Source organism: Pseudomonas sp. REB1044 (assembly GCF_038813925.1).
Classification (GTDB): domain Bacteria; phylum Pseudomonadota; class Gammaproteobacteria; order Pseudomonadales; family Pseudomonadaceae; genus Aquipseudomonas; species Aquipseudomonas boreofloridensis.
The window spans coordinates 3469781-3494453 of the sequence record NZ_CP046139.1 but is presented as its reverse complement, the minus strand read 5'-3'; the positions used below and the strand labels follow the sequence as shown (position 1 = coordinate 3494453).

The window sequence follows — 24673 nt, the reverse complement described above, 5'->3', positions numbered from 1 at the left end:
GCACTGCTCCTGTGGGGATGAGGCTGCGATGCTAGGCGGCGGCGTCAGCGGCCGGGCCGTAGCCGATTACCACCTGCCGACCCCGGTAAATTTTCTGGCGCAGGGTACGTTCTAGCTTGGATAGAGGCCGCAGCATGGCTGCAACGGACAGAGACGCAATGACCATTTCCCGACGAGGATTCATCGCAGGCCTGGCAGTGGCGGGGCCGCGGGGGGCGCGGCCTATCATGCACACAAGGTGCTGACCCACGATCCGCAGGACGATGTCGTCACCCCGGGCGAGGCCAGCGTCGAGCTCGCCGACCTGGCCGGGCAATGGCTGGCCGACCAACTGCGCGGGATCTGGGACATTCGTTTCGAGGGCCGCGACGGTGGCCTGGAGGGTTTACCGGGCGCGGGCGTCGAGGTGTTTTTCGACATCGCTACCAAGGGGCGCGGCCTGCGCGGCTTCGTCGACACCGGCGAGCGCCTGCGTGGCGTAGGCCCTGCCGCCTACCGGGTGTTGGGCGACCTGGTCGGCGCATCGTCGGCCCAGGTGCGCTGGCGTCTCATCGGACAGCGCGGCGGACCGAGCTATGAGTGCGTGGCCAGCCTCGACGAGGTCTGGGGCGCATTCGCCAACGCCGGCAGTGGCACGCTCAGCGGGCGCTTGCAGCGCCTGGACCGCCCGTTGACCTTGCTGGTGCCGGACAGCCGATTCGTGGCCGTCAAGCGCCTGTTTCCCGAAGCCCGCGAACGCCTGCCCTACAACGCGGCCATGCAAGCCTGGGTGATCAGTCCCGAGCACCGCTTGTTCCATCAGCTTTGGCACGCCAGTCGCGACCAATGGCACAAGATGTCCGACGAAAAACGCAACGCGCTCAGGGGCCTGGGTTGGCAACCGGGGCCGCGCGATCGCGAACGTGATGCCCGAGGGCCGCGCAAACACCGTAATGGCTCGGGCGTAGACTTTCTCTTCATGCACCGGCACATGCTCGGCACCGCCCGAGCGTTGCAGGATCTGCCGTCCTGGCAGCAGTTTCCGCTGCCGCAGCCCAGCGTCGAGTTCGATCGCCAAGGCTTTGCCCGTTACTTCGACAACCACGACGGTTGCCGCGTGCCGCCGCCCTGGCGAGCGCCAGGCGACGACGACTATGGGCAGTGGGTGTCGGCGATCAAGGCCGGCGAGACCTTCACCAGCAACTTCCAGGTGTGGGAGTCGCAGTACCAGGACCCGCTGTACCTGTCCAAGTTGAGCCTGGGCGCCTTCGGTTCCGAGTTGGAGATGAACCTGCACGATTGGCTGCACATGTGCTGGGCGTCGGTGCCGCGCGATCCGTCCAATGGTGTGCCGGTGCCGTTCGCGCGTGAGCAGGACGACTTCGCCGGACGCTGGTTCGCGCGCGAGAACGATTTTCTCGGCGACCCGTTTTCATCCCATGTGCACCCGGTGTTCTGGGGTTTTCATGGGTGGATCGACGACCGCATCGAGGACTGGTATCGCGCCCACGAGCGACACCATCCCGGCCAGGTCCGCCGCCTGGAGGTCAATGGCGTGCAATGGTTCGCGCCGGGGCCCTGGGTCGAGGTGGCCGATCCCTGGCTCGGCCCGGATACCCATGGCTGCAGCACCCTGCCAGGCATTCGTCCCGGCAAGAGCGTCGAAATGGACCCTGAGGTGATGAAGCTGGCACTGCGCATCACCTTCGGTGAGCCGGACTCGCTCGATCAGTGGCTGCGCCGGGTGCCGCGTCGGCCTTGGTATGCGCGGCACCTGTCGATGAGGAACATCCTGTCCTGAGCGGCGGGTGTCGCCCTGTGTTTGCCGCCCGCACTCCTGCAGGCGGCGTCCATTGCCTCAAAGCCTCCAGCCGCCGCCCAAGGCCTTGTACAGTGCCACGCTGCCCTGCAGGCGAGCCAGGCGCAGTTGGGCCTGCTGATCCTCGGCCTGGTACAGGGTGCGCTGGGTTTCCAGTACCGTCAGCAGCGTCTCGGCGCCGGCGGCGTAGCGCTGCTCGGCCAGGCTGAAGGCGATGCGCGCCTGCTCCACCTCTTGGTCCTGCCACTGGCGTTGGCGCTCGACGCCGTCGATGGCGTTCAGTGCTTTCTCCACGTCGCCGAAGCCCGCGATGATCTGTTGGCGATAGGTTTCCAGCAGCTCCTGCTGGCGTGCCGTGGCCCGGTCGCGCTCGGCACTGCGCCGCCCATGGTCGAAGATCGGCGCGGTGAGCGCGGTGGTCAGGGTGTAGAACGGACTGTCAAGGACGTCGGCGAAGGTTCGCGCGCCGCTGCCCAGTTCGGCACCGAGCACCACGCGCGGCAACAGCGCCGCCCTGGCCACTTGCACGTCAGCACGGGCCGCTGCCAGGCGAGCTTCGGCAGCGGCGATGTCGGGACGACGGCTGAGCAGCTCGCTGGGCACGCCACTGCCGATCGCCGGCCAGCTCAGTTGGGCGAGCGATTCGCTGCCGGTGCGCAAGCGCTGTACCGGCTCGCCGAGCAACGTGGCCAGGGCCACTCGGTTGTCCTTCCAGCGCTGCTCGAGCAGCGGCACCTGCCGCTCCTGGGACGCTACCAGGCTGCGCTGCTGAGCCAGTTCCAGGCGCGTGGACGCGCCGGTACGCTCGCGTGCTTCGACCAGGTTCAATACGTCGCGGGCATTGGCCAGGTTGAGGCGGGCGATGCGCAATTGCTCCTCAAGGGCCAGGCCTTGCAGGTAGCTGTCGGCGACAGCACTGGTCAAGGTCAGCTCTACGGTCTGACGGTCGAAGCGGCTGGCCTGGAGTGTGTTCAAGGCGCTGTCACGTGCGCCGCGCAGCCCGCCCCAGAAGTCGATTTCATAACGGGTGGTCAGGCGCGTGCTGAAGGCGGTGCTGGTGCGCTCGCTGCTCGAGGCATCGAGCCGATCGCTGCCTTCGCCACGCAGCAGGCGCTGACGGCTACCGTCCACCCCGAATTGCACCTGCGGCAACAACGGCGCTCCCGCGATCACGGTGCTGGCCTGGGCCTGGCGCACGCGCGCAGCGGCGGCGGCCAGGTCATGGCTGTTTTCGCGGGCACGTAGGATCAAACGGTCCAGTTCCTGGCTGGAGAACGCTTGCCACCACGCTTGATCCGGCAGCGCGGCTGTCGGATTGGCAGCCCCTTGCCAGGTGCTCGGCAGTTCTATCGGCGTCTGCGGCGCAGGCGCAGTGGCGCAGGCGGCGAGGCAGAGGCTCAGGGTCAGCAGGCTGATGCGGCTTGGCAATGTCATGGGCTACACGCTGGTAAGGGCTTTGACCGGGTCGAGTCGGGCGGCTTTGCGCGCTGGCATGAAGCCGAACACGACACCGGTGATCACGGCGCATGCGAAGGCGCCGAGGATGGCGGGCAGGGCGAAGGCCACGGCGATATCGGCCAGCAGCAGCGCGCCGCCGATACCCAGGGCCAAGGCGATGCCAGTGACGCCGCCGACCATCGACAGCATCACCGCTTCGGTGAGGAACTGGCGCAGGATGTCACGCTGACGGGCACCGGTGGCCATGCGGATGCCGATCTCGCGGGTGCGTTCGCGCACGGTCATCAGCATGATGTTCATCACGCCGATGCCGCCGACCAGCAGCGAGATGGCGGCAATCGCGCCGAGCATCAGCGACAGGCTGTTCTGGGTGCGCGCCTCGGCCTGGATCAGTGCAGCGTCGTTGGTCAGGTCGAAATCGCGCTTGCCTTGGCGTCGCTTGCGCATCAGTTGGTCGATGGCGGCCTCGGTTTCCGACACCCGGCTCGAGTCGGCGGCGGTCATGATCACGTATTCGGGGTCGCGCGAGCCGAACAAGCGGGTCGCAGCGGCCGAGTAGGGCACCACGATGCGCTCGTCGCTGTCCTGATTGCCGGAGCTGGCGCCCTTGGCAGCGAGCACGCCGACCACCTGGAATGGCACATTTTCGATCAGCAGGTACTGGCCCAGCGGGTCGCTGCCCGGTGCCAGCAGCTTGTCGCGGACTTTCTGGCCAATCACTGCCACGGCCGCGCCGCGCTGTTCATCGGCTTCGGTGAACAGGCTGCCCTGAACGACCGGCCAGTTGAGGATTTGTGGAAATTCGGTGTTGTTGCCGCCCACGTAGAACGTCTGGTTGTTGTTGCCGTGGCGCACCATCAGCTCGCCGCCGATCACTGGCATGATGCGGTGCACCTGGGGCAGGCCGCCGATGGCGGCGACATCGTCGAGGGTGATCTGGCCGGCCGCTTCGCGTGAGGTGGCGTGCTTGGCGCTGATGTAGAGGATGTTGGAGCCGAAGGCGGCCATCTGCGCCATCACCTGGCGCTTGCTGCCTTCGCCGACCGCCAGCATCACCACCACCGAGGCCACGCCGATGACGATGCCGAGCAGGGTCAGGGCGGTGCGGAAGCGGTTGATCCACATCACCCGCCAAGCCGCTTGCAACGACTCGATCAGCTCGCCTTTCCAAGCGCCGCGCAGGCTTGCACCGCGGTCCAGACGTCGGCGCAACTCATCGGCCTGCACGCCGGACACGGTAGGTGGCTCGGCGCTGGCCGAGTCGCTGACGATCTCGCCGTCGCGAATCTCGATGATACGTCGCGCCCGCGCCGCCACTTCTCGGTCGTGGGTGATGAGAATGATCACGTGGCCCTGGCTCGCCAGTTCGTCGAGCAGGGTCATCACCTCGGCGCCACTGTGGCTGTCGAGGGCTCCGGTGGGTTCGTCGGCGAGGATGATATGGCCGCCGTTCATCAGCGCGCGGGCAATCGACACCCGTTGCTGTTGACCGCCGGACAACTGATGCGGTCGGTTGCCGGTACGGCTGGCCAGGCCCAGCCGTTCGAGCAGGGCGGCGGCGCGGGCATGGCGCTGGTCGGCAGGCGTACCGGCGTAGATGGCTGGCATCTCGACGTTTTCCTGGGCTGAGCCTGAGGGAATCAGGTGATAGCCCTGGAACACGAAGCCGAAGGCTTCGCGGCGCAGCCAGGCCAGCTCGTCGCTGTCCAGTTCGGCGACATCGCGCCCAGCGAAGCGATAACGGCCGCTGGAAGGGCGATCGAGGCAGCCGAGGATGTTCATCAGGGTGGACTTGCCCGAGCCAGAGGCGCCGACGATGGCGACGAATTCTCCAGGCTGGATGCTCAGGCTGATGCCGCGCAGGACCTGAACCTCGGGGGAGTCGATGCCGCCGTAGACTTTGTGGATGTCGTCGAGCTCGATCAGCGCTGCACTCATTCAGCCTCCACTGGCGCGCGGCGCGCCGATGATCAGGTGCTCGCCTTCGCGCAGCCCGTCGAGAATCTGCACCCGAAGGCGGTCGCTGAGCCCGGTGCGCACCTGGCGCTGTTCGACCTTGCCGTCCGGGTTGAGCACCTGGGCCAGGCGCAGGCTGTCGTCAGGTGCATCGTCCAGCGCGGCCAGCGGCGCGGTGAGTACTTGGCGGGCTTGACCGGCGACGAAGAACACCTGGGTGGTCATCTCGGCCATGAGCGCGCCATCGGGATTCTCCACGTCGAGCAAAACGGTGTACTGCACCACTTTGCTGCCCGTGCTGCTGCTGGCGCTGGTCGGGCTGCCGCCGCCCTGACTGGTCTGGTCGAGTGGCTTGGGCGGGATCGGCAGGATTTGCCGCACGGTGCTGGTCCAGCGTCGCTTGCCACCGGCCAGGGTGGTGAAGTAGGCGGTCATGCCCGGTTTGACCTGGCCGATGTCCGCCTCCGAAACCTGGGCCCAGACGGTCATCGGCGACAGCCGGGCGATGCGCAGGATCAACGGCGTCTGCTGCTGGGCGTTGAGCGTCTGGCCTTCACGGGCATCGACTGCCACCACGGTGCCATCCATCGGCGCGTAGATGCGTGTGTAGCCAAGCTCGGCTTCGTCGCTGCGCAGGCTGGCCTGGGCCTGGAGGATCTGCGCCTGGTACATGTCGATCCGGGCCTGGGTCACTTTCAACTCCGCCTGAGCGCGCTGCACGTCCTCTTCGCGCGTGGCACCGGCGCGGGCCAGATCTTGCTGGCGCTTGACCTGTTGCTGGGCCAAGAGGTGCTGTGCGCGCTGCTCGGCCAGTTGGGCCTTGAGGTTCTCGATCGAGTAGCGTCCGGCATCCAGGCGCGCCTGTTGGGTGGACGGGTCGATTTCCACCAGCAGTTGGCCCTTTTTCACCTGGTCGCCGGCTTCGACGTGCAGCGTGCGGATTTGCCCGGAGGCCTGGGCGCCGACATCGACGTAGCGACGCGGCTGCAGGGTGCCCAGTGCGGTGACGCTGCTTTCGATGTCGGCGCGGGTGACGGGCACGGTGCTCAGCGATGGTGCGCCCAGGGGCAGGGTTTTCCAGGCCAGCAGGGTACCCAGTGCCAGCAGGCTCAGGGCGCCGAGCAGCAGCCGACGGGGGAGCGGGGAGGTGCGTCTCATTGCAGACTTCCAGGCGGAGGTATGAGGCGTGGCATGGCGTGCAGGCACATACGAACGTCACCGATAGACGAACCTTGTGCACCGGGATTTAGCGGACCGGGTGGGCTGCGTTGCTGAGAATGGGTGTAATTTGTAATATGTCACACTGATATCACCGATGCGCATTCTCAACTTTATCGGTGTTGCCTGGAGGAGAAGCGAAGGCCGTGGTGGAACATTACTATCGCGAACTGTTGAGCTTTCTCTGCGCGCGGCTGGGCAGCCGGCATGCGGCCGAGGATGTGGCGCACGACGTTTGGGTTCGGTTACTCGAGCGCAGCGGTCAGCCGCCGATCGAACGGCCTCGCCCCTTCCTCTATCGTACGGCGCTGAATTTGGTCATCGACAGGCATCGGCGGCAGTTGGTGCGGCAGGTCGAGCCGCTGGAAGTGCTGGAGGACGATGAGCGCTGGCACAGTCCGGCGCCTTCGCAGCAACTGCATCTTGAGCAGCGATTGGCGATGGTGCGGCGGGCGCTGGATGAACTGAGCGGGACGTGCCGGGAATGCTTTTTGCTTCGTAAGCTAGAGGGGTTGTCGCATGGGGAGATCGCGGCGCGGCTTGGGATATCGCAGGGGATGGTCGAGAAGCATATCGTTAATGCCATGAAGCATTGTCGGGGGCGGATTCTGGGGTGGGATCGGTGATTTTCCCTGGCGGGGGGCTTATCCGTTGGCTTTGGTGGGGCTTAGTCACCTTTTCGCCCTTACGGCGACCCCCTTTTTTTCTTGGAAAAAAGGGGGCAAAAACCGCTTGCTCCCGCATCCGGCCCCTTCGCTGCGCTGCGGGGTTCCCTCGCGCCGGTGGCATTCCGGGGGTACCGCGCTTAGGGGCCATCCATGGCCCCAAGCGCTTGACGGGCATCCATGCCCGTCAACCCCCTCCATGCCACCTCTGCTCGGCCTCCTGAGGTCGCGAGTGGCGGCGTCTGAACTGGCGCGCGCTTAGAAGCAGGGCGGTGGGGCAGATTTATCGGAGCGCTGCGCGATCGAATCGCCGTTGCCGTTGCCGTTGCTATTGATCTTAGTGCGCGGTAGCTCAAACACCGCCAACCGCGACCTCAGGAGGCCGAGCATAGGCGTTGCGCAGGGAGGTGACGGGCATGGATGCCCGTCAAGCGCTTGGGGCCAGGAAGGCCCCTAAGCGCGGTCCTCCCGGAGTGACGCCGGCGCGAGGGAACCCCTGCGCATAGCGCAGGGGCCGGATGCGGGAGCAAGCGGTTTTTGCCCCCCTTTTTTCCAAGAAAAAAAGGGGGTCGCCGTAAAGGCGAAAAGGTGACTAAGCCCCACCAAAGCCAACGAATATTCACCCCAAGACAACCAGCCCCCAAAAACCCCCGTTTTTCAGCTTTTGCTATCCTGTGCCCCCCAAACACCAGCTCAGCAGATCCCAATGACCCCCATCGCCCCCCCTAGAGCCCCCCGTTTCAGCCGCAGGGACCACAAGACCCTGGGCCTGGCAGCCCTAGGCGGGGCGCTGGAAATCTACGATTTCATCATTTTCGTTTTCTTCGCCCTGACCCTGAGCCAACTGTTCTTCCCGCCGCAGATGCCCGAGTGGCTAAGGCTATTGCAGAGCTTCGGGATCTTCGTCACCGGTTATCTGGCGCGCCCGTTGGGCGGCATTCTCATGGCCCATTTCGCCGACCACCTGGGCCGCAAGCGCGTTTTCAGCCTAAGCATTCTGATGATGGCGCTGCCGTGCCTGCTGATCGGCGTGATGCCCACCTACGCCGACATCGGCTACGCTGCGCCGCTGCTGCTGCTGGCCCTGCGCATCCTGCAGGGCGCCGCCGTCGGTGGCGAGGTGCCCAGCGCCTGGGCTTTCGTCGCCGAACATGCGCCACCGGGTCGACGTGGCTATGCATTGGGCTTTCTCCAGGCAGGCCTGACCTTCGGCTACCTGCTCGGGGCGTTGGTCGCCACGCTCTTGGCCCGACTCTATAGCCCGCAGGAAATCCTCGAATTCGCCTGGCGCTATCCCTTCGTGCTTGGCGGCGTGTTCGGCGTGCTCGGCGTATGGTTGCGCCGCTGGTTGAGCGAGACGCCGGTCTTCCTGGCCCTGCGCGAACGCCAGACGCCGCCCGTGGCGTTCCCGCTGCGCAGCGTGTTGACCGAGCACCGACGTTCGCTGATCCCAGCGGCGCTGCTGACCTGCGTGCTGACCTCGGCGGTGGTGGTGCTGGTGGTGATTACCCCCACCGTGATGCAGCAACGCTTTGGCATCGATGCCGGGCGAACTTTCGCCTTGAGCAGCGTCGGGATCGTCTTTCTCAATATCGGCTGCGTGCTGGCCGGACTGCTGGTCGACCGCATCGGTGCTTGGCGCGCGCTGATGCTCTACAGCCTGGTCCTGCCGCTGGGCATTGGCCTCTTGTATGCGAGCCTCATGGGGCAGTGGGGCTGGAGTTGGCTGGCCTATGCGCTGGCGGGTCTGAGCTGCGGCGTGGTGGGGGTGGTGCCGTCGGTGATGGTCGGGCTGTTCCCGGCGCAGATCCGCGTGTCCGGGATCTCCTTCACCTACAACCTGGCCTATGCGCTGTGGGCCAGTACCACGCCCTTGGCGTTGATCGCCCTGATGCCGTGGAGCCCCTGGGTGTGCGTAGGCTTCTGCCTGATCATGGGCGTTGTGGGCGCCGTGACCGGTGCCGTCTACGGTCTGCGCGCTCCTCTGTGTGTCGAAGAGCGCGCTGTGGGCTACTGAGTCGGGGTCAGGACTTGAAGCGTCCGACCAGGCCGTTGAGCTCTTCCGACAACTGCGACAACCGCCCGGAGTCCGATTGCGCCGAGCTGGCCAGACCCTCGACCAGGTGCGCCTCGTCGTAGATCTGCTGGATATGCCGGTTGATCTCCTCGGCCACGCTGTGCTGCTCCTCGGCTGCGGCGGAAATCTGCAGGTTCTGGTCGCGGATCTCGTTGACCGACAATTGGATGCCCTCGAAGCTGTCGCGCGCGCTTTCGATCGATGACACGCTGGCGCGCGACAGGTCCAGGCAACTGTCCATCTTCTGCGACACTTCTTGAGTCTTGTTGCCCAGCGCGTTGAGCAACTGATCGATTTCACCCGTGGAGTCGGCGGTGCGTTTGGCCAGTGCCCGCACTTCGTCGGCGACCACCGCGAAGCCACGGCCCTGATCGCCAGCGCGGGCGGCCTCGATCGCTGCGTTCAACGCCAGCAGGTTGGTCTGTTCGGCGATGGCGCGGATGGTGCCGAGAATCTGGTTGATGTTGCGGCTGCCTTCTTCGAGTTCGACCATCGCCTGCGACGATTCGCTCAGGCGCGTGCCCAGGCGGTTGACGTTGTCGGTGGTCTGTTCGATCTGCTGCTTGCCCTCGGCCACCCGACGATGTCCGTTCTCTGCAGCGCCCGCCGCACTGCTGCACGAGCGGGCCACTTCGTTGGCGGTGGCGACCATTTCGTTGAAGGCGGTGGAGACCAGTTCCACGGCTTCGCGCTGGCGACCGGCGGCTTCATTCATGCTGCCGGCCAGCTCGCTGTTGGCGCGAGAGGCTTCATGCAAGTTACCGGACGCGGCGCCGATATGCTGGATCAGCTGGCGGATCGCGGCGAGGAACTTGTTGAACCAGCCGGCCAACTCGGCGGTTTCGTCCTTGCCTTGCACCACCAGGTCGCGGCGCAGGTCGCCCTCACCTTGGGCTATTTGCTGCAGGCCGGTACTCACTTGGCCGATGGGTTTGACGATGACTCGCGAGAACGCAGCGGCGATCAATGCGAAGACCAGCGCCAATACCAGCACGATGACGATCGTGAGGTAGGTCATGGAGGTGGCGGCGCCCATCACTTCGCTATATTCGATCAGGCCGACGAAGCGCCAGCCGAGCACCGGCGAGGTCCAGACGTTGGCCATGTAGCGCACCCCGTCGATCACCACCTCGGTCGAGCCCTGATCGGTGGCCGCCAGTTGCGCATAAGGTGCACCGAGGTCCTTGAGCTGCTTGAAACCGTGGCTGGCATCGCGCGGATCGACCAGCACCGTACCGTTCTCGATCAGCATCACATAGCCGCTGTCGCCCAGCTTGATGCTCTTGATCAGCTCGGTGAGATTCTTCAGTGACACGCTGACCACGAACACGCCCTTAGGCTTGCCGGCAGCGTCGTTGAGGGTGCGGGCCGTGCCGACCAGGGCGACGTCATCTTTGTCGTAGTAGTACGCCGCCGTGCGCACGGTTTTGCCCGGTGCAGCCATGGCGGCCTTGTACCAGGGGCGGGTACGTGGGTCATAGCTGGCGAGCTTGGGGTCGTCTGGCCATTTGGCGTAGGTGCCGTCTTCCAGGCCGATGGAGAGGATCGCGGCGGCCGGATGGGTGGTGCCGTAGCGGGAGAAGGCGTCGATGACCTGTTGAGCGGAGGCGAGGAGTGGGCGGCTGGCGGCGTCGGCCGCGGTGTAGTCCTTCAGGGTGCTGACCGAGGTGTAGAAGGGGTCGGTCGCCATCTGCTCGACGTTCTGCAGGGTCCCGTCGAAGAACTGGCGCATGTTGCCGTCGATCTGACGAATCTCACGGGTGCTGCCATCGATGAACTGATCGACGGCCTCGGTGCGAATGTTCAGCACGGAGATGGCGCCGACCAAGGCCACCGGGATAAATGCCACCAGAACGAACGCAATCACCAGCTTATTTTTTATCTTCATCAGGACGAACCATTCGTGGGAAAACACGCAGGGCGTGGCCCGCCGTAAAACTGGCCACAGGCTATCTACCCTGTTTCGGCGCGTACCTGGCAAAGCTTTAGGGGTATTTCGTGTACAAAAATGTCCTCGATTGTTCTGAGAGCGTTTCCGGCCCGCCAGAAATGAAAAACCCGGCGCGGGCGCCGGGTGTAAGCAATTCGGTGAGGCTCAAGCCTGGCGGATCTTTTCCACTCGGCTTTCCTCCAGCTCCTTGCAGGCCTTCTGGATCATCTGCTCGGTGATCGGAATTTCGCGGCCTTGGGCATCGATGATCGAGCCGCACACCTGATGTTGAGTGTGCTGGGCGTTCTTAACGGTGTCGCTGCTATGTTGCAAGCTCATTTCCTGTCTCCTCTTCAGGTTGCAAGCTCAGACTAAACGCTCGCCGTGACTGACCTGTGACAGTTCCCTCGGTATCACGACACGTACAGTCCAACAGAAAGCATGAGAAAGCTCCAGTGCCCCATTTAGATCGATGAGCTATAGGCACTGTGCTCACTCGGCATGCGATCGCGCTGACCCTTCGAGAGTTCCAACAGGATGAACAAGCGGTGTTTCATGCTTTCCACAGGCAACAAAAAACCCGCACGAGGCGGGCTTTTCGAAGGATTTGGTCGGAGAGACAGGATTCGAACCTGCGGCCTTCTCGTCCCGAACGAGACGCGCTACCTGGCTGCGCTACACTCCGATGGGCAAAATCCTACTGCATCGCATTTTTCAACGCAAGCCCTTGTTGTGTAAAGGGCCTTTGCCTCAAACACGGCGCGAATCAGAGCTCTTTGACAGTCCGCACCTGGTCTTTGTTGATGCGTGCACGCTTGCCGTCGAGCTGCTCGAATTCGTAGAAGCCGGAGTCTTCGTCGTAGGAAGGTTTGTCCACGGCTTGAATCTCGCGGCCATCGTTCAGCGTGATGACGGTGGGCGATGCGCAACCGGCGACGGCAGCCAGGCCCAGGGCAAGCAGGAAGGCGGGGAGGGTCCGTTGGATCATCGTGTGTCTCCATTTCGATGGTGCATGATGTGCCTCTGACGCTACCTGAGCATGCAAAGTTCCTCGTGGCGTGCAGTGCAAGGACAATCGCGTGGATACCGATCCAGGACGGAGGCGGCCTTGTGCTATAACGGGCGCTTTACTTCCCGCATGACGGATTCCCATGAAAGCCAAGGCAGATACTCCCTTCGTGCCGCTGAACATCGCTGTGCTGACGGTCAGTGACACCCGTGCGTTCGACACCGACACTTCTGGCCAACTGTTCGTCGACCGGCTCACCGCTGCCGGGCACCGGCTGGCTGAGCGCGTGCTGCTCAAGGACGACCTGTACAAGATTCGCGCCCAGGTCGCCACCTGGATTGCCGATGACCTTGTGCAGGTCGTACTGATCACCGGCGGAACCGGCTTCACCGGTCGCGACAGTACCCCGGAAGCCGTCGCGTGCCTGCTGGACAAGCAGGTCGATGGCTTCGGCGAGCTGTTCCGCCAGATATCGGTGCCGGATATCGGCACGTCCACCGTGCAGTCCCGTGCGCTGGCAGGTTTGGCCAACGGTACCCTGGTGTGCTGCCTGCCCGGTTCGACCAACGCGGTGCGTACGGGTTGGGACGGCATTCTCGCCGAGCAACTCGACGCACGTCATCGTCCGTGCAATTTCGTCGCTCACTTGAAGCAGGCACCGGCCTGTGAAAGTCGTGGCTGAGGCGGCTGCTAGCCGGCCCTTGATGCCGGTGGAGCAGGCCTTGGAGCGCCTGCTGGCGCTGGCCGAGGCGGCGCCTATCGAGGACGTCGAGGAGGTCGCCCTGGGCGATGCCGAGGGGCGCGTGCTGGCCCAGGCGCTGGTTGCCAACCTCGACTTGCCGCCTTGGCCGAACAGCGCCATGGACGGCTACGCCGTGCGCCTGGAGGACCTGCACGATCAGCCTCTGGCGGTCAGCCAACGCATCTTCGCCGGCCATGCGCCGGCGGCTTTGCAAGCGGGCACCTGTGCGCGGATCTTCACCGGGGCACCGCTGCCCGAAGGCGCCGACTGCGTAGAGATGCAGGAAAACACCGAGGTGCTCGCAGACGGCCGGGTGCGTTTCCTGCACCCGCTTACCGCCCAGCAGAACGTGCGGCCCCAAGGTCAGGAAACCCGTGCCGGCGAACAGATCATGGCCGCGGGCACCCGTTTGGGGCCGATCGAGCTGGGTCTGGCTGCGACCCTGGGGCATGCCACGGTTCAGGTGCGTCGACGCCCGCGCGTCGCGGTGTTGTCGACCGGCGACGAACTGGTCGAGCCCGGACTGCCCCTGGGGCCCGGACAGATCTATAACAGCAATCGTAGACTGCTGGTCGGTTGGTTGCAGCGCATGGGCTGCCAAGTGATCGACGCCGGGATCCTCGCCGACGATCTGACGCTGACCCGCCAATGCCTGGAGCATCTGGGCGAAGTCGATTTGATCCTCTCCACCGGCGGGGTTTCCGTGGGTGAGGCCGACTACTTGGGCATGGCGTTGCGCGAGGCGGGCGAGTTGGCACTCTGGAAGCTTGCAATCAAGCCCGGCAAGCCGCTGACTTGCGGGCAATGGCGGGGTGTGCCGGTAATCGGACTGCCTGGCAACCCGGCCTCCACCTTGGTCACCTTCGCCTTGCTGGCGCGACCTTACCTGCTGCGTCGGCTTGGCGTCAGCGAGGTCGCACCGCTGCGCTTCTCGGTCCCGGCAGGCTTCGACTGGCCAAAGCCTGGCAGTCGCCGCGAGTATCTACGGGCACGCATCGAGGACGGCCAGGTGCGCCTTTATCCCAACCAGAGCTCTGGCGTGCTGCGCAGTGCAGTCTGGGCACAAGGGCTGGTCGAGGTGCACGAAGGTCGCACCGTGGCCATGGGCGACAGTGTCCCTTTCATCCCTTTCAGCGAATTGCTCGATTAGCGTCCGACCTCAAACAACTAAATCCATCCGTCAGGGATTCGCGCAGATTCGATCGACGGTGTGCAGCATTCGTCGATCTGCGGTGGTCGAGATTGCTATGGGTGTCTATCAGGAGAGTTTCGGATGCACGGGCACAAGGCGATGTTGATCCTGCACGGCAAGCAGGCGCTGAACGAAGAGGTACGCGAGGCGGTAGGGGCCGTGCGCGAACGTGGCCAGCATCTGGACGTGCGCTTGACCTGGGAAGCGGGCGATGCCCGGCGACTGGTGGAGGAGGCGCTGAGCGCCGGCTACACGCAAATCGTGGCGGGAGGCGGGGACGGCACCTTGCGCGATATCGCCGAGGCCATTGCCCAATCCGATGGTCAAGCCAGCCTGGTGCTGCTACCGCTTGGCACCGCCAACGATTTCGCCCGCGCGGCCGGGGTTCCGCTGGAGCCGGCAGCTGCATTGGCATTGCTCCAGGTGCCCGCGCGGGCAGTGGACCTTGGGCGCGTCGGCGAGCAGATGTTCCTGAACATGGCTACCGGTGGCTTCGGCAGTCAAGTGACGGCCAGCACCTCGGAGGATCTGAAGAAAGTGCTCGGCGGGGCGGCCTATCTGTTCACCGGTTTGTCACGTTTCAGCGAGCTGCAGGTGGCTTCGGCCACCTTGCACGGCCCGGACTTTCAATGGCAGGGCGAGTTGTTGGCGCTGGCTGTTGGCAATGGTCGTCAGGCGGGCGGAGGTCATGTGCTGTGTCCTGAGGCCCTGGCTGACGATGGACTGCTGGATGTCGCCATTCTGCCCGCGCCTCAAGCCATGGTTGGGGCACTGCGCGACTTGCTGAGCGGTGAGGAACTGTTCGTTCGGGCGCGGTTGCCTTGGGTGGAGATCGGCCAGGCTGAAGGACTGGCGCTGAATCTCGACGGCGAACCGTTGAAAGAGGGCGGTCTGCGCTTCGAGGCCGTGCCGGGGGCAGTGCGGGTGCACCTGCCCAGCGACTCACCCTTGCTCAGTCATCCAGGCTGATGATGCCTTCGCGCACGGCAAACAGCACCAGGCCCGCCACATCGTAGATCTGCAGGCGCTTCATGATCTGCGAGCGGTGGGTCTCGACGGTCTTTATCGATAATCCCAACCCATTAGCGATCTCCCGGGTGGATTTGCCGCGCACGATCAGGCGCAGGATTTCCAATTGCCGGGCCGTCAGGTGATGTCGGTCGCTGGAAGACGGCCTGCTGCTCTGGGCGCGCAGCAGGGCTTGATTGATCACCGTGTGGGCGATGGCTGGGCTCAGGTAACGTTCGCCGCTGCACAAGGCACCTAGGGCGTGCTCCAGTTCGCTGGCGCTGGTGTCTTTCAGCAGATAGCCGTGTGCGCCGCTTTCCAGCGCGCGCATGATCAAGTCCGGCTCGGTGTGCATCGACAGGATCAGTACTTTGCACGCGCAGCCGCTGTCGCGCAGTTGGGTCAAGGCATCCAGGCCGTTGGTCGAGCGCATGGAAATGTCCAGCAGGACGATGTCCGGGCTCAAGCTTTGTACCATCTCCATCAGGTGCTGGCCGTCATCGGCTTCGCCCACCACTTCATACCCGACGAGGTCGGTGACCAGCGCACGCACGCCGGCTCGAATCAGTGAATGATCATCGATCAGCAGCAGCCTAGTCATCGCAATGTGCCGTGCTGGCTCGTTCTTCGCGGCGTGCAGGCCAAGGGAACAAGACTTCGATGCGGGTACCTTGACCGGGCTGGCTGATCACCTCCAGGCGGCCTTGCAGCGCGGCTATCCGCTCCTGCATGCCGGCAATGCCGCCGTGGCCGCGCAGCCCTGCGACGTGGGTCGGTTCGAAGCCGATGCCATCGTCCTTGATGGACAGGCGCAGACCTTCCGGCATGCGCTTTAGGCGAATCAACAGGTTGTGTGCACGGGCGTGGCGCAGCACGTTGGTGACTGCCTCCTGGGTGATGCGAAAAGCTGCCATGGTCACCGCTTCGCCGATACCGCCCAGGCGCTGCTGGCATTCCAGGCTCCAATGCACGTCGCTGTTTTCCAGCGCTCGCAGTAGGTGAGCCCGCAAGCTCGCCTCCAGGCCCTGACTGCTCAGTTGTCGCGGATTGAGCAGCGCGGACACATCGCGCACGCTGTCCAAGGTGGTGTCGAGCGTGTCGCGCAGGATGTCGCAGTGCGGGTGCAGCGTGGTCGGCATCCGACGCCGTAGCCAGTCGAGCTGGAGCTTCGCGGCGGTGAGCGACTGTCCGATGTCGTCGTGCAGTTCGCGGCTCAGGCGCTGGCGTTCGCCCTCCTGGACTTCGAGCATGCGCTCTGCCAGTTCCTCGGGCTGCAGATGAATCGCGCCCCTGCAGCGGCACAGCTGCCACGCGACGGCGAGCAGGGCGATCAATTGCAGGATGAGCGCCGCTGTCGACAAGCGTTGAGCGCTGGCATAGGCGACCACGCTGGCGATCAAGGAGGCCGCACAGAGCACCGCAGTCGCCGCAGGCAGCCAGGTGACGCGCGGGCGGCAATGCAGAGGAATCTTCAAGCGTGAAAGCATAGATTGGAAAGCCACTGGATAATTGCCGGCGCAGGTCGCGAAACACGCCTTGGCGCTGTGAATGACCTGCTTATTCAATCAACAATGAACACGCTGATTAGTGTGGAACCCGCGTGTGGTGGGTGTTGTTTAGTGCGCATGGTATCACTTCGAATCGATTTGGTCGCGGCTGCTTAGTTGCTCTGAGCCGAGTTAATACGGGGCGCGCAGAGGTGTAAGTGAACCCTGGAGAAAATGGCCATGCGCTATTATCTCCACAGAATCAGAAACTTCTTGAATAACTAAGCTAATGCGCTATCACGGCCCTGACATAACTTGACCTATCTAACAAGTTATCGAGTGTTGATGGGGCAACACTTTGACTCGTTAGCGGGAATGGTCTCTTCACTCATTCAGGGAACGCGTTGCCGACGCGGGGGAGGGGCAAGGTTGGTCAAGGGCACTGGCCAAGGCGCCGACGAGCAATTGCTGCTCCGTGCCGTCCAAGTGCAGTTGGCCTGTGTGTGGATCGACCAACTCCAGTTGCCAATCCAGCAGATCAAGACACTCCGCCAGCGCCGAAAGCGCGCCAGACGGTAACCGACAACCCTCGCAGCTGGGCTGGAGTAACTGCCGCAGCACGGTTGAGTAACAGGATATTTCGCGCATCCCCGATGCGCTCGCGCCTTGGGCCAGCGTGTGCAGACATTCGTCCAGGCAGCGGCAGGCGTCGGGGTCGTTGCCGATCAGTGCCAGATGCTGCAAGCACTCTTGGGCGCGTTTGAGCAAGGCTTGCGCATCTGGCAGAAATTCCCGCAACACGTCGGAGTTAGAGGGCCCGCGTTCCATCGTCAGCCTCCGCTGCACGACGAGCAAGCAGGGGGTAACCACATCCAGATGTTCGCTGACAAAAGCCTGACTCCGTCCATGCACTGAGAATGGCGTCACATTAATGGCTAAAGGATATCGCGAATATCAGGTTGCTCCCGATTGAACCTAAGGGTTTCCCTGATGAGGTGTTTGCGAGGCGGCGCTAGGGCTTTGAAGTAGGTGGCAGCAGTTAAGCATGATGGTAAAGTGATATCAATCGCCGTTCGGGGATTTTGTCGTGTGCATCAAGCTCTGGCCAATTGTGCCGATACAGGTCAGATGCATCCAATATTTTCGCTTCAAAGCCTGGGGGTTGTGCAATGGCTGGCATTCTCGACACGGTAGATCAACGCACGCAATTGGTGGGCGAGAACCGCCTGGAAATCCTCATGTTTCACCTGGCTGGTCGACAGTTGTTCGCGATCAACGTGTTCAAGGTCCAGGAGGTGCTGCAACTGCCCAAGCTGACGCTCATGCCGCAGCGCCACACCTTCGTGTGCGGCGTGGTCAACCTGCGTGGGCAGACCCTGCCGGTGATCGACCTGTCCCAGGCGATCGGCATGCGTCCCCTGCAACCGGGGCCTGACAGCACCATCATCGTCACCGAGTACAACCGCTCGGTGCAGGCGTTTCTGGTCGGCGGCGTGGACCGCATCGTCAACATGAACTGGGAGTCCATCATGCCGCCGCCCACCAGCGCCGGCCGCCAGCATTACCTGACAGCCATCACCAAGGTCGATGACAAGCTGGTCGAGATCATCGACGTGGAAAAGGTCTTGGCCGAGATCGTGCCGTATAGCGCCAAGGTCTCGCGCGACAAACTCGAAGATCCGGTACTGGCCCGTGCTCGTGGTCGCGAAGTGCTGCTGGTCGACGACTCCAGCGTGGCCCTGGCGCAACTGCGCGACACCCTGTCGCAACTGGGGATGAAGCTGCACGTCGCCAGCGACGGTCTCAAAGCGCTGCGCCTGCTCAAAAGCTGGGCCGATGCTGGGGAGGATGTCTGCGAGAAATTGCTGATGATCTTCACCGATGCGGAGATGCCCGAGATGGATGGTTATCGCCTGACCACCGAGATCCGCAACGATCCTCGGCTGCGTGGGCTGTACGTCGTACTGCACACTTCATTGTCGGGTAGTTTCAACGAATCCATGGTGAAGAAAGTAGGTTGCGACAACTTCCTTTCCAAGTTCCAGCCAGACCGGTTGGTGGAAGTGGTGCGCGAGCGCCTGTCGCTCGATCACGCTGCGGTCTGAGCCCTGCACGCGACGTGCAGCGGGTATAAGCTTGGGCTTTGACGAGCGTGAGGCGGTTGGCATGTTTCTGAGTGCGTTGTACCGGTATCCGGTGAAATCAGGCCAGGCGCAGTGCCTGGCCGAATCGGCGCTCGACGCTCTTGGCCTGGACGGCGACCGACGCTGGATGGTGGTCGAGCAAGACACGGGTCGCTTTCTGACCCAGCGCGCCTGGCCGCAGCTTGGGCGGCTCAAGGCCTGCCCCGGTGAAGACGGCGCTTTGTTGCTGGAGGCGCCGGGGCAGTCGCCGTTGCAGGTGCGGGTGCCGGAAGCCGACGAAAACCTGCGAGGGGTCACTCTGTGGCGCGACACCTTGCGCGTGCCCGACGCTGGAGAGGCCGCCGCACAGTGGCTCAGCCAACTGCTGGACAAGCCCGTGCGCCTCGTGCATTGCCCACGCCAGCGTGCACGCTACTTGCCCAGCGGCTATGGGCTGGACACCGATCGGGCTGCCTTTCCCGACGGTTTTCCCTTTTTGTTGATCGGTCAGTCGTCGCTCGATGAGCTCAATCGACGCATCGGTCGCCCTCTGCAGATGTTGCGTTTTCGCCCTAACCTGGTGGTCGAAGGCGCCGAGCCCTTTGCCGAGGATGGTTGGAAGCGTATCCGTATCGGTGAACTGACCTTTCGCGTACTCAAACCGAGCGTGCGCTGCATCCTCACCACCCTTGACCCGGACACTGGCGAACGCAGCGCCGATCGGGAGCCGTTGACCACGTTGAAGACATTCCGCGAGCGCGACGGCGATGTGCTGTTCGGGCAGAACCTGGCCGTCGATGGCCGCGGACGTCTCGAGGTGGGCATGCCGGTGGAGGTGTTGGAGTAGCAGCTTGGGGGAGGCGACGGCAGGCGCTTGTCGCGCCATAATCGGCCCTTAATCGCACCCTGTTGCACTGCGCGTCCCATACCCGGAGATTCCCTTAAATGCATGTTCTGCTCTGCGAGGATGACGATCTGATCGCCAGCGGCATCTGCGCCGGACTGGCGGCTCAGGGGCTGACGATCGATCGGGTGGCCAGCGCCTCGGCGGCGCGGGCATTGCTGCAGGCAGCGCAGTTCGATGTGATGATTCTCGATCTGGGGCTGCCTGACGAAGACGGTCTCAAACTGCTGCGTCGTCTACGTCAGCAGGGCGAATTGCTGCCGGTGCTGGTGCTGACGGCCCGCGACGCCGTCACTGATCGTGTCGAGGGGCTTCAGGCGGGCGCCGATGATTACCTGCTCAAACCGTTCGACCTGCGCGAGCTCGCGGCGCGTCTGCACACCCTGCTGCGGCGCGTGGCCGGGCGTGCGGTCAATGTCATCGAGCATGGCCCTTTGTGCTACAACCCCAGCAGCTGCGAAGCGACGCTGGCTGGGCGGCCCGTGGATCTGTCGCGGCGCGAACAGGCGCTGCTCCAGGCGTTTCTGCAGAATCCTGGTCGGGTGCTGTCCGGCGAGCAGCTCAAGGATTGCGTATACGGCTTCAGCGACGAGGTCGAAAGCAACGCTCTCAACGTCCATATCCATCACCTGCGGCGCAAGCTCGGCAACAGCATCGTCGAGACCGTGCGTGGCCTGGGCTACCGTCTCGGTCCTGCGCAGGTCAACGAGGAGCGCGCGCCATGAGCCTGCGCGTGCGCCTGTCACTGATTCTCGGCAGTGCCTTCATCCTGATCTGGATTCTGGCGGCGGCCTGGATGCTGCGCGATTTGCGCCAACAAATGATGTTTTCCCTCGACCAGCGCCTAGTGGCCTCCGCGCGCATGGTGGCGGGACTTGTCGATCAACTGCCTCAGCCGCTGACCGGCAAGGACCGTGAAGCGCACTTTGCCGCCGACCAGTTCAGCGTTCCAGACGGCATGGCCTGCCAGGTCAGCTCCCTGCGTGGTGAGATTCTGGCCAGCAACCATAAGCACGACGGCAGCATGGACGACCAGCGCAGCGGCTTTCGCGATCAGACCATCGATGGCAGTGCCTGGCGTACCTTTACCTATAACCACGGGGATGTGCGCATTACCACGGCCGACAGGCATCAGGAGCGTGAGGCGCTCAATCGCTCGATTCTGCTGGCGGCCTCGGCGCCGGTGTTGATGGCCCTGCTCGGTAGTCTGGGGCTACTCTGGATCGGTCTGGGCAAGGGCCTGGAGCCGCTCAACCGCATGCGCGATGCCCTGCGTCGGCGTCGCGCCGACAGCGTCGAGCCGCTGCAGGTGTCGGGTATGCCCAGCGAGTTGCAGCCGCTGCTGGAAACCCAGAACCAGTTGTTCCTGCGCATCGCTCAGACCCTGGAGCGCGAGCGGCGTCTGACCGACGATGCCGCGCACGAGCTGCGCAGCCCCTGACCGCGATCAAGACCCATCTGCAGGTGGCGCGCATGACCGACGGCCAGGTACGCGAGCAGGCGCTGGAGCATGCCGAGCAAGGCACCGATCGCATGCACCGCACCTTGGAGCAGTTGCTGATGCTGGCGCGGGTCGAGGGCAGCTTGTCGTTCGACGATGGGGTGCAGTGCAGCGCCGAGCAGGTCGCACGCCTGGCGATGCAGGATGCCAGTGGTGGAGATAACCGGCGCATCGCGCTGCATTTGTCGCAGGAAGCGGCGCGCGTTTACCTGGGCATGCCGGCGCCACTGGCAGTAGCGGCATTGCGCAATCTGCTGGATAACGCGCTGCGCCACGGTGGCAGCGAGGCGGTGGAGCTGGAGGTGCAGATGGCCGAAGGGCAGGTGGGGTTCGTGGTGCGCGACCACGGTCCGGGTATCGCCGATGAAGATCTGGAGCATTTGACCGAGCGGTTCTGGCGCAACAGCAAGAGTCTGGGCAGCGGGCTGGGCTTGGCGATCGTGCAGGCGATCGTGCAGCGTTGCGCCGGCAGCTTGAAATTCGACAGTCGCAGCGATGGTCTGCGGGTGTGCCTGCAGGTGCCGGTGCGCGAGCTGACTTGAAGTAAGAAGCGGGCTAAATCCCCGCCTGGCTCAAGCGTTTCACAAGCAATGACTTCCCGGCACTCTCTGCGCTGACAGGCGCGTGACGGGCGTCTCTACTTGCTTGCGAGGGTTCGCCGATGTCGACCGTTTCCCGTCTCGCCCAGGCGCTGCCTGCCTGCGTGCCAGAGACCCTGTATACGTTTCGTGAGTCACCCCTGCTATTGCGTCAACAGCAGCAGGAGTCCAATGCGCGCAGCTATCCGCGGCGTATTCCGCTGGTACTCAAGCGCGCCCGTGGCATTCATGTGGAAGACGTCGAGGGGCGACAGTTCATCGACTGCCTGGCTGGAGCGGGCACTCTGGCATTGGGGCATAACCATCCGGTTGTGGTGGAAGCGATCCAGCGCGTGTTGGCCGACGAGTTACCGCTGCACACCCTCGACCTGACTACGCCGGTCAAGGATCAATTCGTTCAGGACTTGTTCGCCGTGCTGCCGGAGTCCTTTCGGCGGGATGCGAAGATCCAGTTCTGCGGGCCAACGGGCACCGACGCGGTGGAAGCTGCACTGAAGCTTGTGCGCACGGCCACCGGGCGCAGCACTGTGCTCGCTTTCCAGGGTGGCTACCATGGCATGACTCAGGGCGCGTTGAGCCTGATGGGCAGCCTGGGGCCGAAGAAAGCACTGGGGGCGCTACTGGGCAGCGGCGTGCAGTTCATGCCTTATCCGTATGATTACCGATGCCCGTTCGGCCTCGGCGGCGAGGCTGGCGTGCGGGCCAACCTGCATTATCTGGAAAATCTCTTGCTCGACCCCGAGGCGGGTGTGCAGTTGCCTGCTGCGGTCATCCTGGAGGTGGTGCAAGGTGAGGGCGGCGTCATTCCAGCGGACATCGAGTGGTTGCGTGGTGTGCGCCGAATCACCGATAAAGCCGGAGTGGCGTTGATCGTCGATGAAATCCAGAGCGGCTTTGCCCGCACAGGGCGGATGTTCGCCTTCGAACATGCCGGCATCGTGCCTGACGTGGTCACCCTGTCCAAGGCCATTGGTGGCAGCCTGCCGCTTGCCGTGGTGGTCTACCGTGATTGGCTGGATACCTGGGCCCCGGGCGCTCACGCGGGCACCTTCCGCGGTAATCAGATGGCCATGGCGGCAGGCTCCGCGGTGATCGACTATCTGGTGGAACACCGCTTGGACGAACATGCGCATGCCATGGGGCAGCGGCTGTGCGGCCATTTGCAGCACCTGCAGCGTGATTATCCGCAGTTGGGCGATATCCGCGGGCGGGGTTTGATGCTAGGTGTGGAATTGGTCGATCCGCAGGGTGCGCGGGATGCGCTCGGTCATCCGCTCGCCTCGCCGGAGCTGGCGCCCAAGGTGCAGCGCGAATGCCTGAGGCGCGGGCTGATTCTTGAGCTCGGCGGTCGGCATGGTGCGGTGGTGCGGTTCCTGCCACCACTGATCATCAGTGCCGAGCAGATCGATGAGGTCGCCGAGCGCTTCGCGCGTGCGGTACAGGCGGCGGTCGCCTCGGACTGAGTGAGCAGCCGTCTGTTCAGTTGGGCGCTGGCTTAGAAGAAAGGCACCTTTGCAGGTGCCTTTCTTTATAGGGTGCCCTCAGCCGTGCAGCTCTTCTGCTGCGTAGAGGGTGTTCTCCAGCAGACAGGCGCGGGTCATGGGGCCGACGCCGCCTGGAACTGGCGTGATCCATCCTGCACGCGGCAGGGCGGTTTCGTACACGACATCGCCGACCAGCTTGCCGTCGTCCTGACGATTGATGCCGACGTCAATGACGATGGCGCCTTCCTTTATCCATTCCCCCTTCACCAAGCCGGGCTTGCCCGCCGCCACCACGACCAGATCGGCGCGGCCGACATGGCCTGCCAGATCCTGCGTGAAGCGGTGGCAGACGGTCACGGTGCAGCCAGCCAGGAGCAATTCCATGGCCATGGGGCGGCCAACGATGTTGGAGGCACCCACGATCACGGCGTTCATGCCGTAAAGCTCCTGACCGGTGCTGTGCAGCAGGGTCATGATGCCTTTCGGGGTGCAGGGGCGCAGCAGTGGAATGCGCTGGGCCAGACGGCCGACGTTATAGGGGTGGAAACCGTCGACATCCTTGTCTGGACGAATGCGCTCGAGCAGCAGCGAAGCGTCCAGGTGGGCAGGCAGTGGCAGTTGCAGCAGGATGCCGTCGACGGCTGGGTCGTCGTTGAGGCGGTCGATCAGATCGGATAGGGCTTGCTGCGTGGTATCGCTGGGCAGGTCGAACGCCTGGGAGATGAAACCGACTTCTTCACAGTCTTTGCGCTTGTGCGAAACGTAGACTTGGGAGGCTGGATCGGTGCCGACCAGGATCACCGCCAGGCCCGGGGTACGCAGACCCTGCTGGCGGCGTTGCGCGACACGTTGGGCGATCTGCTGGCGCAGGTTGGCAGCGATCGCCTTGCCATCGATAAGGTGTGCAGTCATAGACGCGTGATTAACCATCGAGAAGGGAACAATAAAGAGGGCGTATTCTCGCACGACCGCAGCCGAGGGCAAAGGCGCGTGGTCGGGCAAATCTTCTAAGCCCTTCAATAATTTAAATTTTTTTGAGAAAGGTGTTGACGCTAATACAAGGTGCCTATTAAGATTCGCCGCACTTGTCGGGCACAGCCTAGCACTGGTTGGTGAAGTCGGGCAGAATGGGTGGTTTTCTGATCACTTGTTCGGTTTGGCATCAGCTCTTGCGCCCGTAGCTCAGCTGGATAGAGCATCCGCCTTCTAAGCGGATGGTCGCAGGTTCGAGTCCTGCCGGGTGCGCCATTAGGCAGCTTGGGCAAGCAAGTCGGTCTGTAAAGCGATATGGTGGGCGTAGCTCAGTTGGTAGAGCGCTGGATTGTGATTCCAGTTGTCGTGGGTTCGATTCCCATCGTCCACCCCATATTTTGCGAAGGCGCCTTGATGGTAAATCCGGCGCCTTTGTCTTGAGCGTCATGCGGACGTGGTGAAATTGGTAGACACACTGGATTTAGGTTCCAGCGGCGCAAGCTGTAAGAGTTCGAGTCTCTTCGTCCGCACCATGTTTCTCTAAGTTGTA

The 24673-nt window shown here is 63.6% G+C and carries 19 protein-coding genes, 4 tRNA genes and 2 pseudogenes; 14 read left to right on the top strand and 11 right to left on the bottom strand.

Annotated features, from left to right (window positions below):
* Positions 1-158: 158 nt before the first annotated feature.
* A pseudogene (locus GKC70_RS16055) lies at positions 159-1780 on the top strand (twin-arginine translocation signal domain-containing protein).
* Positions 1781-1837: 57 nt separating this feature from the next.
* Here the strand turns inward: GKC70_RS16055 and GKC70_RS16050 are convergent.
* The 3 genes from GKC70_RS16050 to GKC70_RS16040 are packed head-to-tail and all read right to left on the bottom strand — an operon-like array spanning position 1838 to position 6370.
* Complete coding sequence (locus GKC70_RS16050) at positions 1838-3232, bottom strand: efflux transporter outer membrane subunit (protein ID WP_342649263.1); 1395 nt, start codon at positions 3230-3232, stop codon at positions 1838-1840.
* 3 nt (positions 3233-3235) lie between these two features.
* On the bottom strand, positions 3236-5194 hold the full coding sequence (locus tag GKC70_RS16045) for a MacB family efflux pump subunit (RefSeq protein ID WP_342649262.1): 1959 nt from the start codon (positions 5192-5194) through the stop codon (positions 3236-3238).
* Entirely contained in the window at positions 5195-6370 is a 1176-nt protein-coding gene (locus GKC70_RS16040; RefSeq protein WP_342649261.1) for an efflux RND transporter periplasmic adaptor subunit, read from the bottom strand.
* Between the two features lie 209 nt (positions 6371-6579).
* On the opposite strand from GKC70_RS16040, the gene GKC70_RS16035 reads away from it, so the two are divergent.
* On the top strand, positions 6580-7056 hold the full coding sequence (locus tag GKC70_RS16035) for a sigma-70 family RNA polymerase sigma factor (RefSeq protein ID WP_317870653.1): 477 nt from the start codon (positions 6580-6582) through the stop codon (positions 7054-7056).
* A 745-nt stretch (positions 7057-7801) separates the two neighbouring features.
* On the top strand, positions 7802-9112 hold the full coding sequence (locus GKC70_RS16030) for an MFS transporter (protein ID WP_342649260.1): 1311 nt from the start codon (positions 7802-7804) through the stop codon (positions 9110-9112).
* 7 nt (positions 9113-9119) lie between these two features.
* On the opposite strand, the gene GKC70_RS16025 is transcribed toward GKC70_RS16030, so the two are convergent.
* The 4 genes from GKC70_RS16025 to GKC70_RS16010 form a co-directional block, all read right to left on the bottom strand.
* On the bottom strand, positions 9120-11060 hold the full coding sequence (locus tag GKC70_RS16025; protein ID WP_342649259.1) for a methyl-accepting chemotaxis protein: 1941 nt from the start codon (positions 11058-11060) through the stop codon (positions 9120-9122).
* Positions 11061-11267: 207 nt separating this feature from the next.
* Positions 11268-11441: a PA1571 family protein gene (locus tag GKC70_RS16020; RefSeq protein ID WP_162889501.1), complete on the bottom strand. Its 174-nt coding sequence runs from the start codon at positions 11439-11441 to the stop codon at positions 11268-11270.
* A 269-nt stretch (positions 11442-11710) separates the two neighbouring features.
* Positions 11711-11787 (bottom strand) — tRNA-Pro (locus tag GKC70_RS16015).
* Positions 11788-11868: 81 nt separating this feature from the next.
* Entirely contained in the window at positions 11869-12090 is a 222-nt protein-coding gene (locus GKC70_RS16010; RefSeq protein WP_029613518.1) for a YgdI/YgdR family lipoprotein, read from the bottom strand.
* Between the two features lie 163 nt (positions 12091-12253).
* On the opposite strand from GKC70_RS16010, the gene moaB reads away from it, so the two are divergent.
* The 3 genes from moaB to yegS all read left to right on the top strand — a co-directional run bounded on the left by moaB (position 12254) and on the right by yegS (position 15014).
* Positions 12254-12793, top strand: a complete 540-nt coding sequence (gene moaB, locus GKC70_RS16005) for a molybdenum cofactor biosynthesis protein B (RefSeq protein WP_029613519.1) — start codon at positions 12254-12256, stop codon at positions 12791-12793.
* Entirely contained in the window at positions 12777-14003 is a 1227-nt protein-coding gene (gene glp, locus GKC70_RS16000; RefSeq protein WP_342649258.1) for a gephyrin-like molybdotransferase Glp, read from the top strand. Before moaB ends, glp begins: the two co-directional genes overlap by 17 nt.
* 123 nt (positions 14004-14126) lie before the next feature.
* Complete coding sequence (gene yegS / locus GKC70_RS15995) at positions 14127-15014, top strand: lipid kinase YegS (protein WP_342649257.1); 888 nt, start codon at positions 14127-14129, stop codon at positions 15012-15014.
* Here yegS and GKC70_RS15990 read toward each other — a convergent pair.
* The 3 genes from GKC70_RS15990 to GKC70_RS15980 form a co-directional block, all read right to left on the bottom strand.
* On the bottom strand, positions 14998-15654 hold the full coding sequence (locus GKC70_RS15990) for a response regulator transcription factor (protein WP_342649256.1): 657 nt from the start codon (positions 15652-15654) through the stop codon (positions 14998-15000). The two genes, yegS and GKC70_RS15990, sit on opposite strands and share 17 nt — an antisense overlap.
* Positions 15647-16540, bottom strand: a complete 894-nt coding sequence (locus tag GKC70_RS15985; protein WP_342649255.1) for a sensor histidine kinase — start codon at positions 16538-16540, stop codon at positions 15647-15649. Before GKC70_RS15985 ends, GKC70_RS15990 begins: the two co-directional genes overlap by 8 nt.
* 384 nt (positions 16541-16924) lie before the next feature.
* Entirely contained in the window at positions 16925-17395 is a 471-nt protein-coding gene (locus GKC70_RS15980) for a histidine kinase (protein ID WP_342649254.1), read from the bottom strand.
* 314 nt (positions 17396-17709) lie between these two features.
* Between GKC70_RS15980 and GKC70_RS15975 the strand changes: the two genes are divergently transcribed.
* From GKC70_RS15975 to GKC70_RS15955, 5 genes and pseudogenes are all read left to right on the top strand, one after another.
* The gene (locus tag GKC70_RS15975; protein WP_029613525.1) at positions 17710-18645 is read left to right on the top strand and encodes a chemotaxis protein CheV; all 936 of its coding nucleotides are present in this window, start codon (positions 17710-17712) and stop codon (positions 18643-18645) included.
* Between the two features lie 61 nt (positions 18646-18706).
* Positions 18707-19510 (top strand): MOSC domain-containing protein, encoded by an 804-nt coding sequence (locus GKC70_RS15970; RefSeq protein WP_342649253.1) that lies wholly within the window; start codon positions 18707-18709, stop codon positions 19508-19510.
* Positions 19511-19608: 98 nt separating this feature from the next.
* Entirely contained in the window at positions 19609-20292 is a 684-nt protein-coding gene (locus GKC70_RS15965; RefSeq protein ID WP_039576556.1) for a response regulator transcription factor, read from the top strand.
* Positions 20289-21610: pseudogene (locus GKC70_RS15960) on the top strand (ATP-binding protein). The gene GKC70_RS15965 and the pseudogene GKC70_RS15960 overlap by 4 nt, the downstream one beginning before the upstream one ends.
* A gap of 119 nt (positions 21611-21729) precedes the next feature.
* Complete coding sequence (locus GKC70_RS15955) at positions 21730-23130, top strand: aspartate aminotransferase family protein (RefSeq protein WP_342649252.1); 1401 nt, start codon at positions 21730-21732, stop codon at positions 23128-23130.
* A gap of 78 nt (positions 23131-23208) precedes the next feature.
* On the opposite strand, the gene folD is transcribed toward GKC70_RS15955, so the two are convergent.
* Positions 23209-24063: a bifunctional methylenetetrahydrofolate dehydrogenase/methenyltetrahydrofolate cyclohydrolase FolD gene (gene folD / locus GKC70_RS15950; protein ID WP_039576569.1), complete on the bottom strand. Its 855-nt coding sequence runs from the start codon at positions 24061-24063 to the stop codon at positions 23209-23211.
* Between the two features lie 259 nt (positions 24064-24322).
* Here folD and GKC70_RS15945 point away from each other — a divergent pair.
* The 3 genes from GKC70_RS15945 (at position 24323) to GKC70_RS15935 (ending at position 24656) form a co-directional block, all read left to right on the top strand.
* Positions 24323-24399, top strand: a tRNA-Arg gene (locus GKC70_RS15945).
* Positions 24400-24441: 42 nt separating this feature from the next.
* Positions 24442-24517, top strand: a tRNA-His gene (locus tag GKC70_RS15940).
* A gap of 54 nt (positions 24518-24571) precedes the next feature.
* Positions 24572-24656 (top strand) — tRNA-Leu (locus GKC70_RS15935).
* Positions 24657-24673 lie beyond the last annotated feature (17 nt).

Excerpts from the sequence above, each read along its gene's own strand:
- GKC70_RS15965 (WP_039576556.1), top strand. The coding sequence starts at position 19,609 with ATGCATGTTCTGCTCTGCGAGGATGACGATCTGATCGCCAGCGGCATC.
- yegS (WP_342649257.1), top strand. The coding sequence starts at position 14,127 with ATGCACGGGCACAAGGCGATGTTGATCCTGCACGGCAAGCAGGCGCTG.
- moaB (WP_029613519.1), top strand. The coding sequence starts at position 12,254 with ATGAAAGCCAAGGCAGATACTCCCTTCGTGCCGCTGAACATCGCTGTG.
- GKC70_RS15970 (WP_342649253.1), top strand. The coding sequence starts at position 18,707 with ATGTTTCTGAGTGCGTTGTACCGGTATCCGGTGAAATCAGGCCAGGCG.
- GKC70_RS15985 (WP_342649255.1), bottom strand. The coding sequence starts at position 16,540 with ATGCTTTCACGCTTGAAGATTCCTCTGCATTGCCGCCCGCGCGTCACC.
- GKC70_RS15990 (WP_342649256.1), bottom strand. The coding sequence starts at position 15,654 with ATGACTAGGCTGCTGCTGATCGATGATCATTCACTGATTCGAGCCGGC.
- GKC70_RS16040 (WP_342649261.1), bottom strand. The coding sequence starts at position 6,370 with ATGAGACGCACCTCCCCGCTCCCCCGTCGGCTGCTGCTCGGCGCCCTG.
- GKC70_RS16020 (WP_162889501.1), bottom strand. The coding sequence starts at position 11,441 with ATGAGCTTGCAACATAGCAGCGACACCGTTAAGAACGCCCAGCACACT.
- folD (WP_039576569.1), bottom strand. The coding sequence starts at position 24,063 with ATGACTGCACACCTTATCGATGGCAAGGCGATCGCTGCCAACCTGCGC.
- GKC70_RS16050 (WP_342649263.1), bottom strand. The coding sequence starts at position 3,232 with ATGACATTGCCAAGCCGCATCAGCCTGCTGACCCTGAGCCTCTGCCTC.
- GKC70_RS16025 (WP_342649259.1), bottom strand. The coding sequence starts at position 11,060 with ATGAAGATAAAAAATAAGCTGGTGATTGCGTTCGTTCTGGTGGCATTT.
- GKC70_RS16045 (WP_342649262.1), bottom strand. The coding sequence starts at position 5,194 with ATGAGTGCAGCGCTGATCGAGCTCGACGACATCCACAAAGTCTACGGC.
- GKC70_RS16030 (WP_342649260.1), top strand. The coding sequence starts at position 7,802 with ATGACCCCCATCGCCCCCCCTAGAGCCCCCCGTTTCAGCCGCAGGGAC.
- GKC70_RS15975 (WP_029613525.1), top strand. The coding sequence starts at position 17,710 with ATGGCTGGCATTCTCGACACGGTAGATCAACGCACGCAATTGGTGGGC.
- GKC70_RS15955 (WP_342649252.1), top strand. The coding sequence starts at position 21,730 with ATGTCGACCGTTTCCCGTCTCGCCCAGGCGCTGCCTGCCTGCGTGCCA.
- GKC70_RS16010 (WP_029613518.1), bottom strand. The coding sequence starts at position 12,090 with ATGATCCAACGGACCCTCCCCGCCTTCCTGCTTGCCCTGGGCCTGGCT.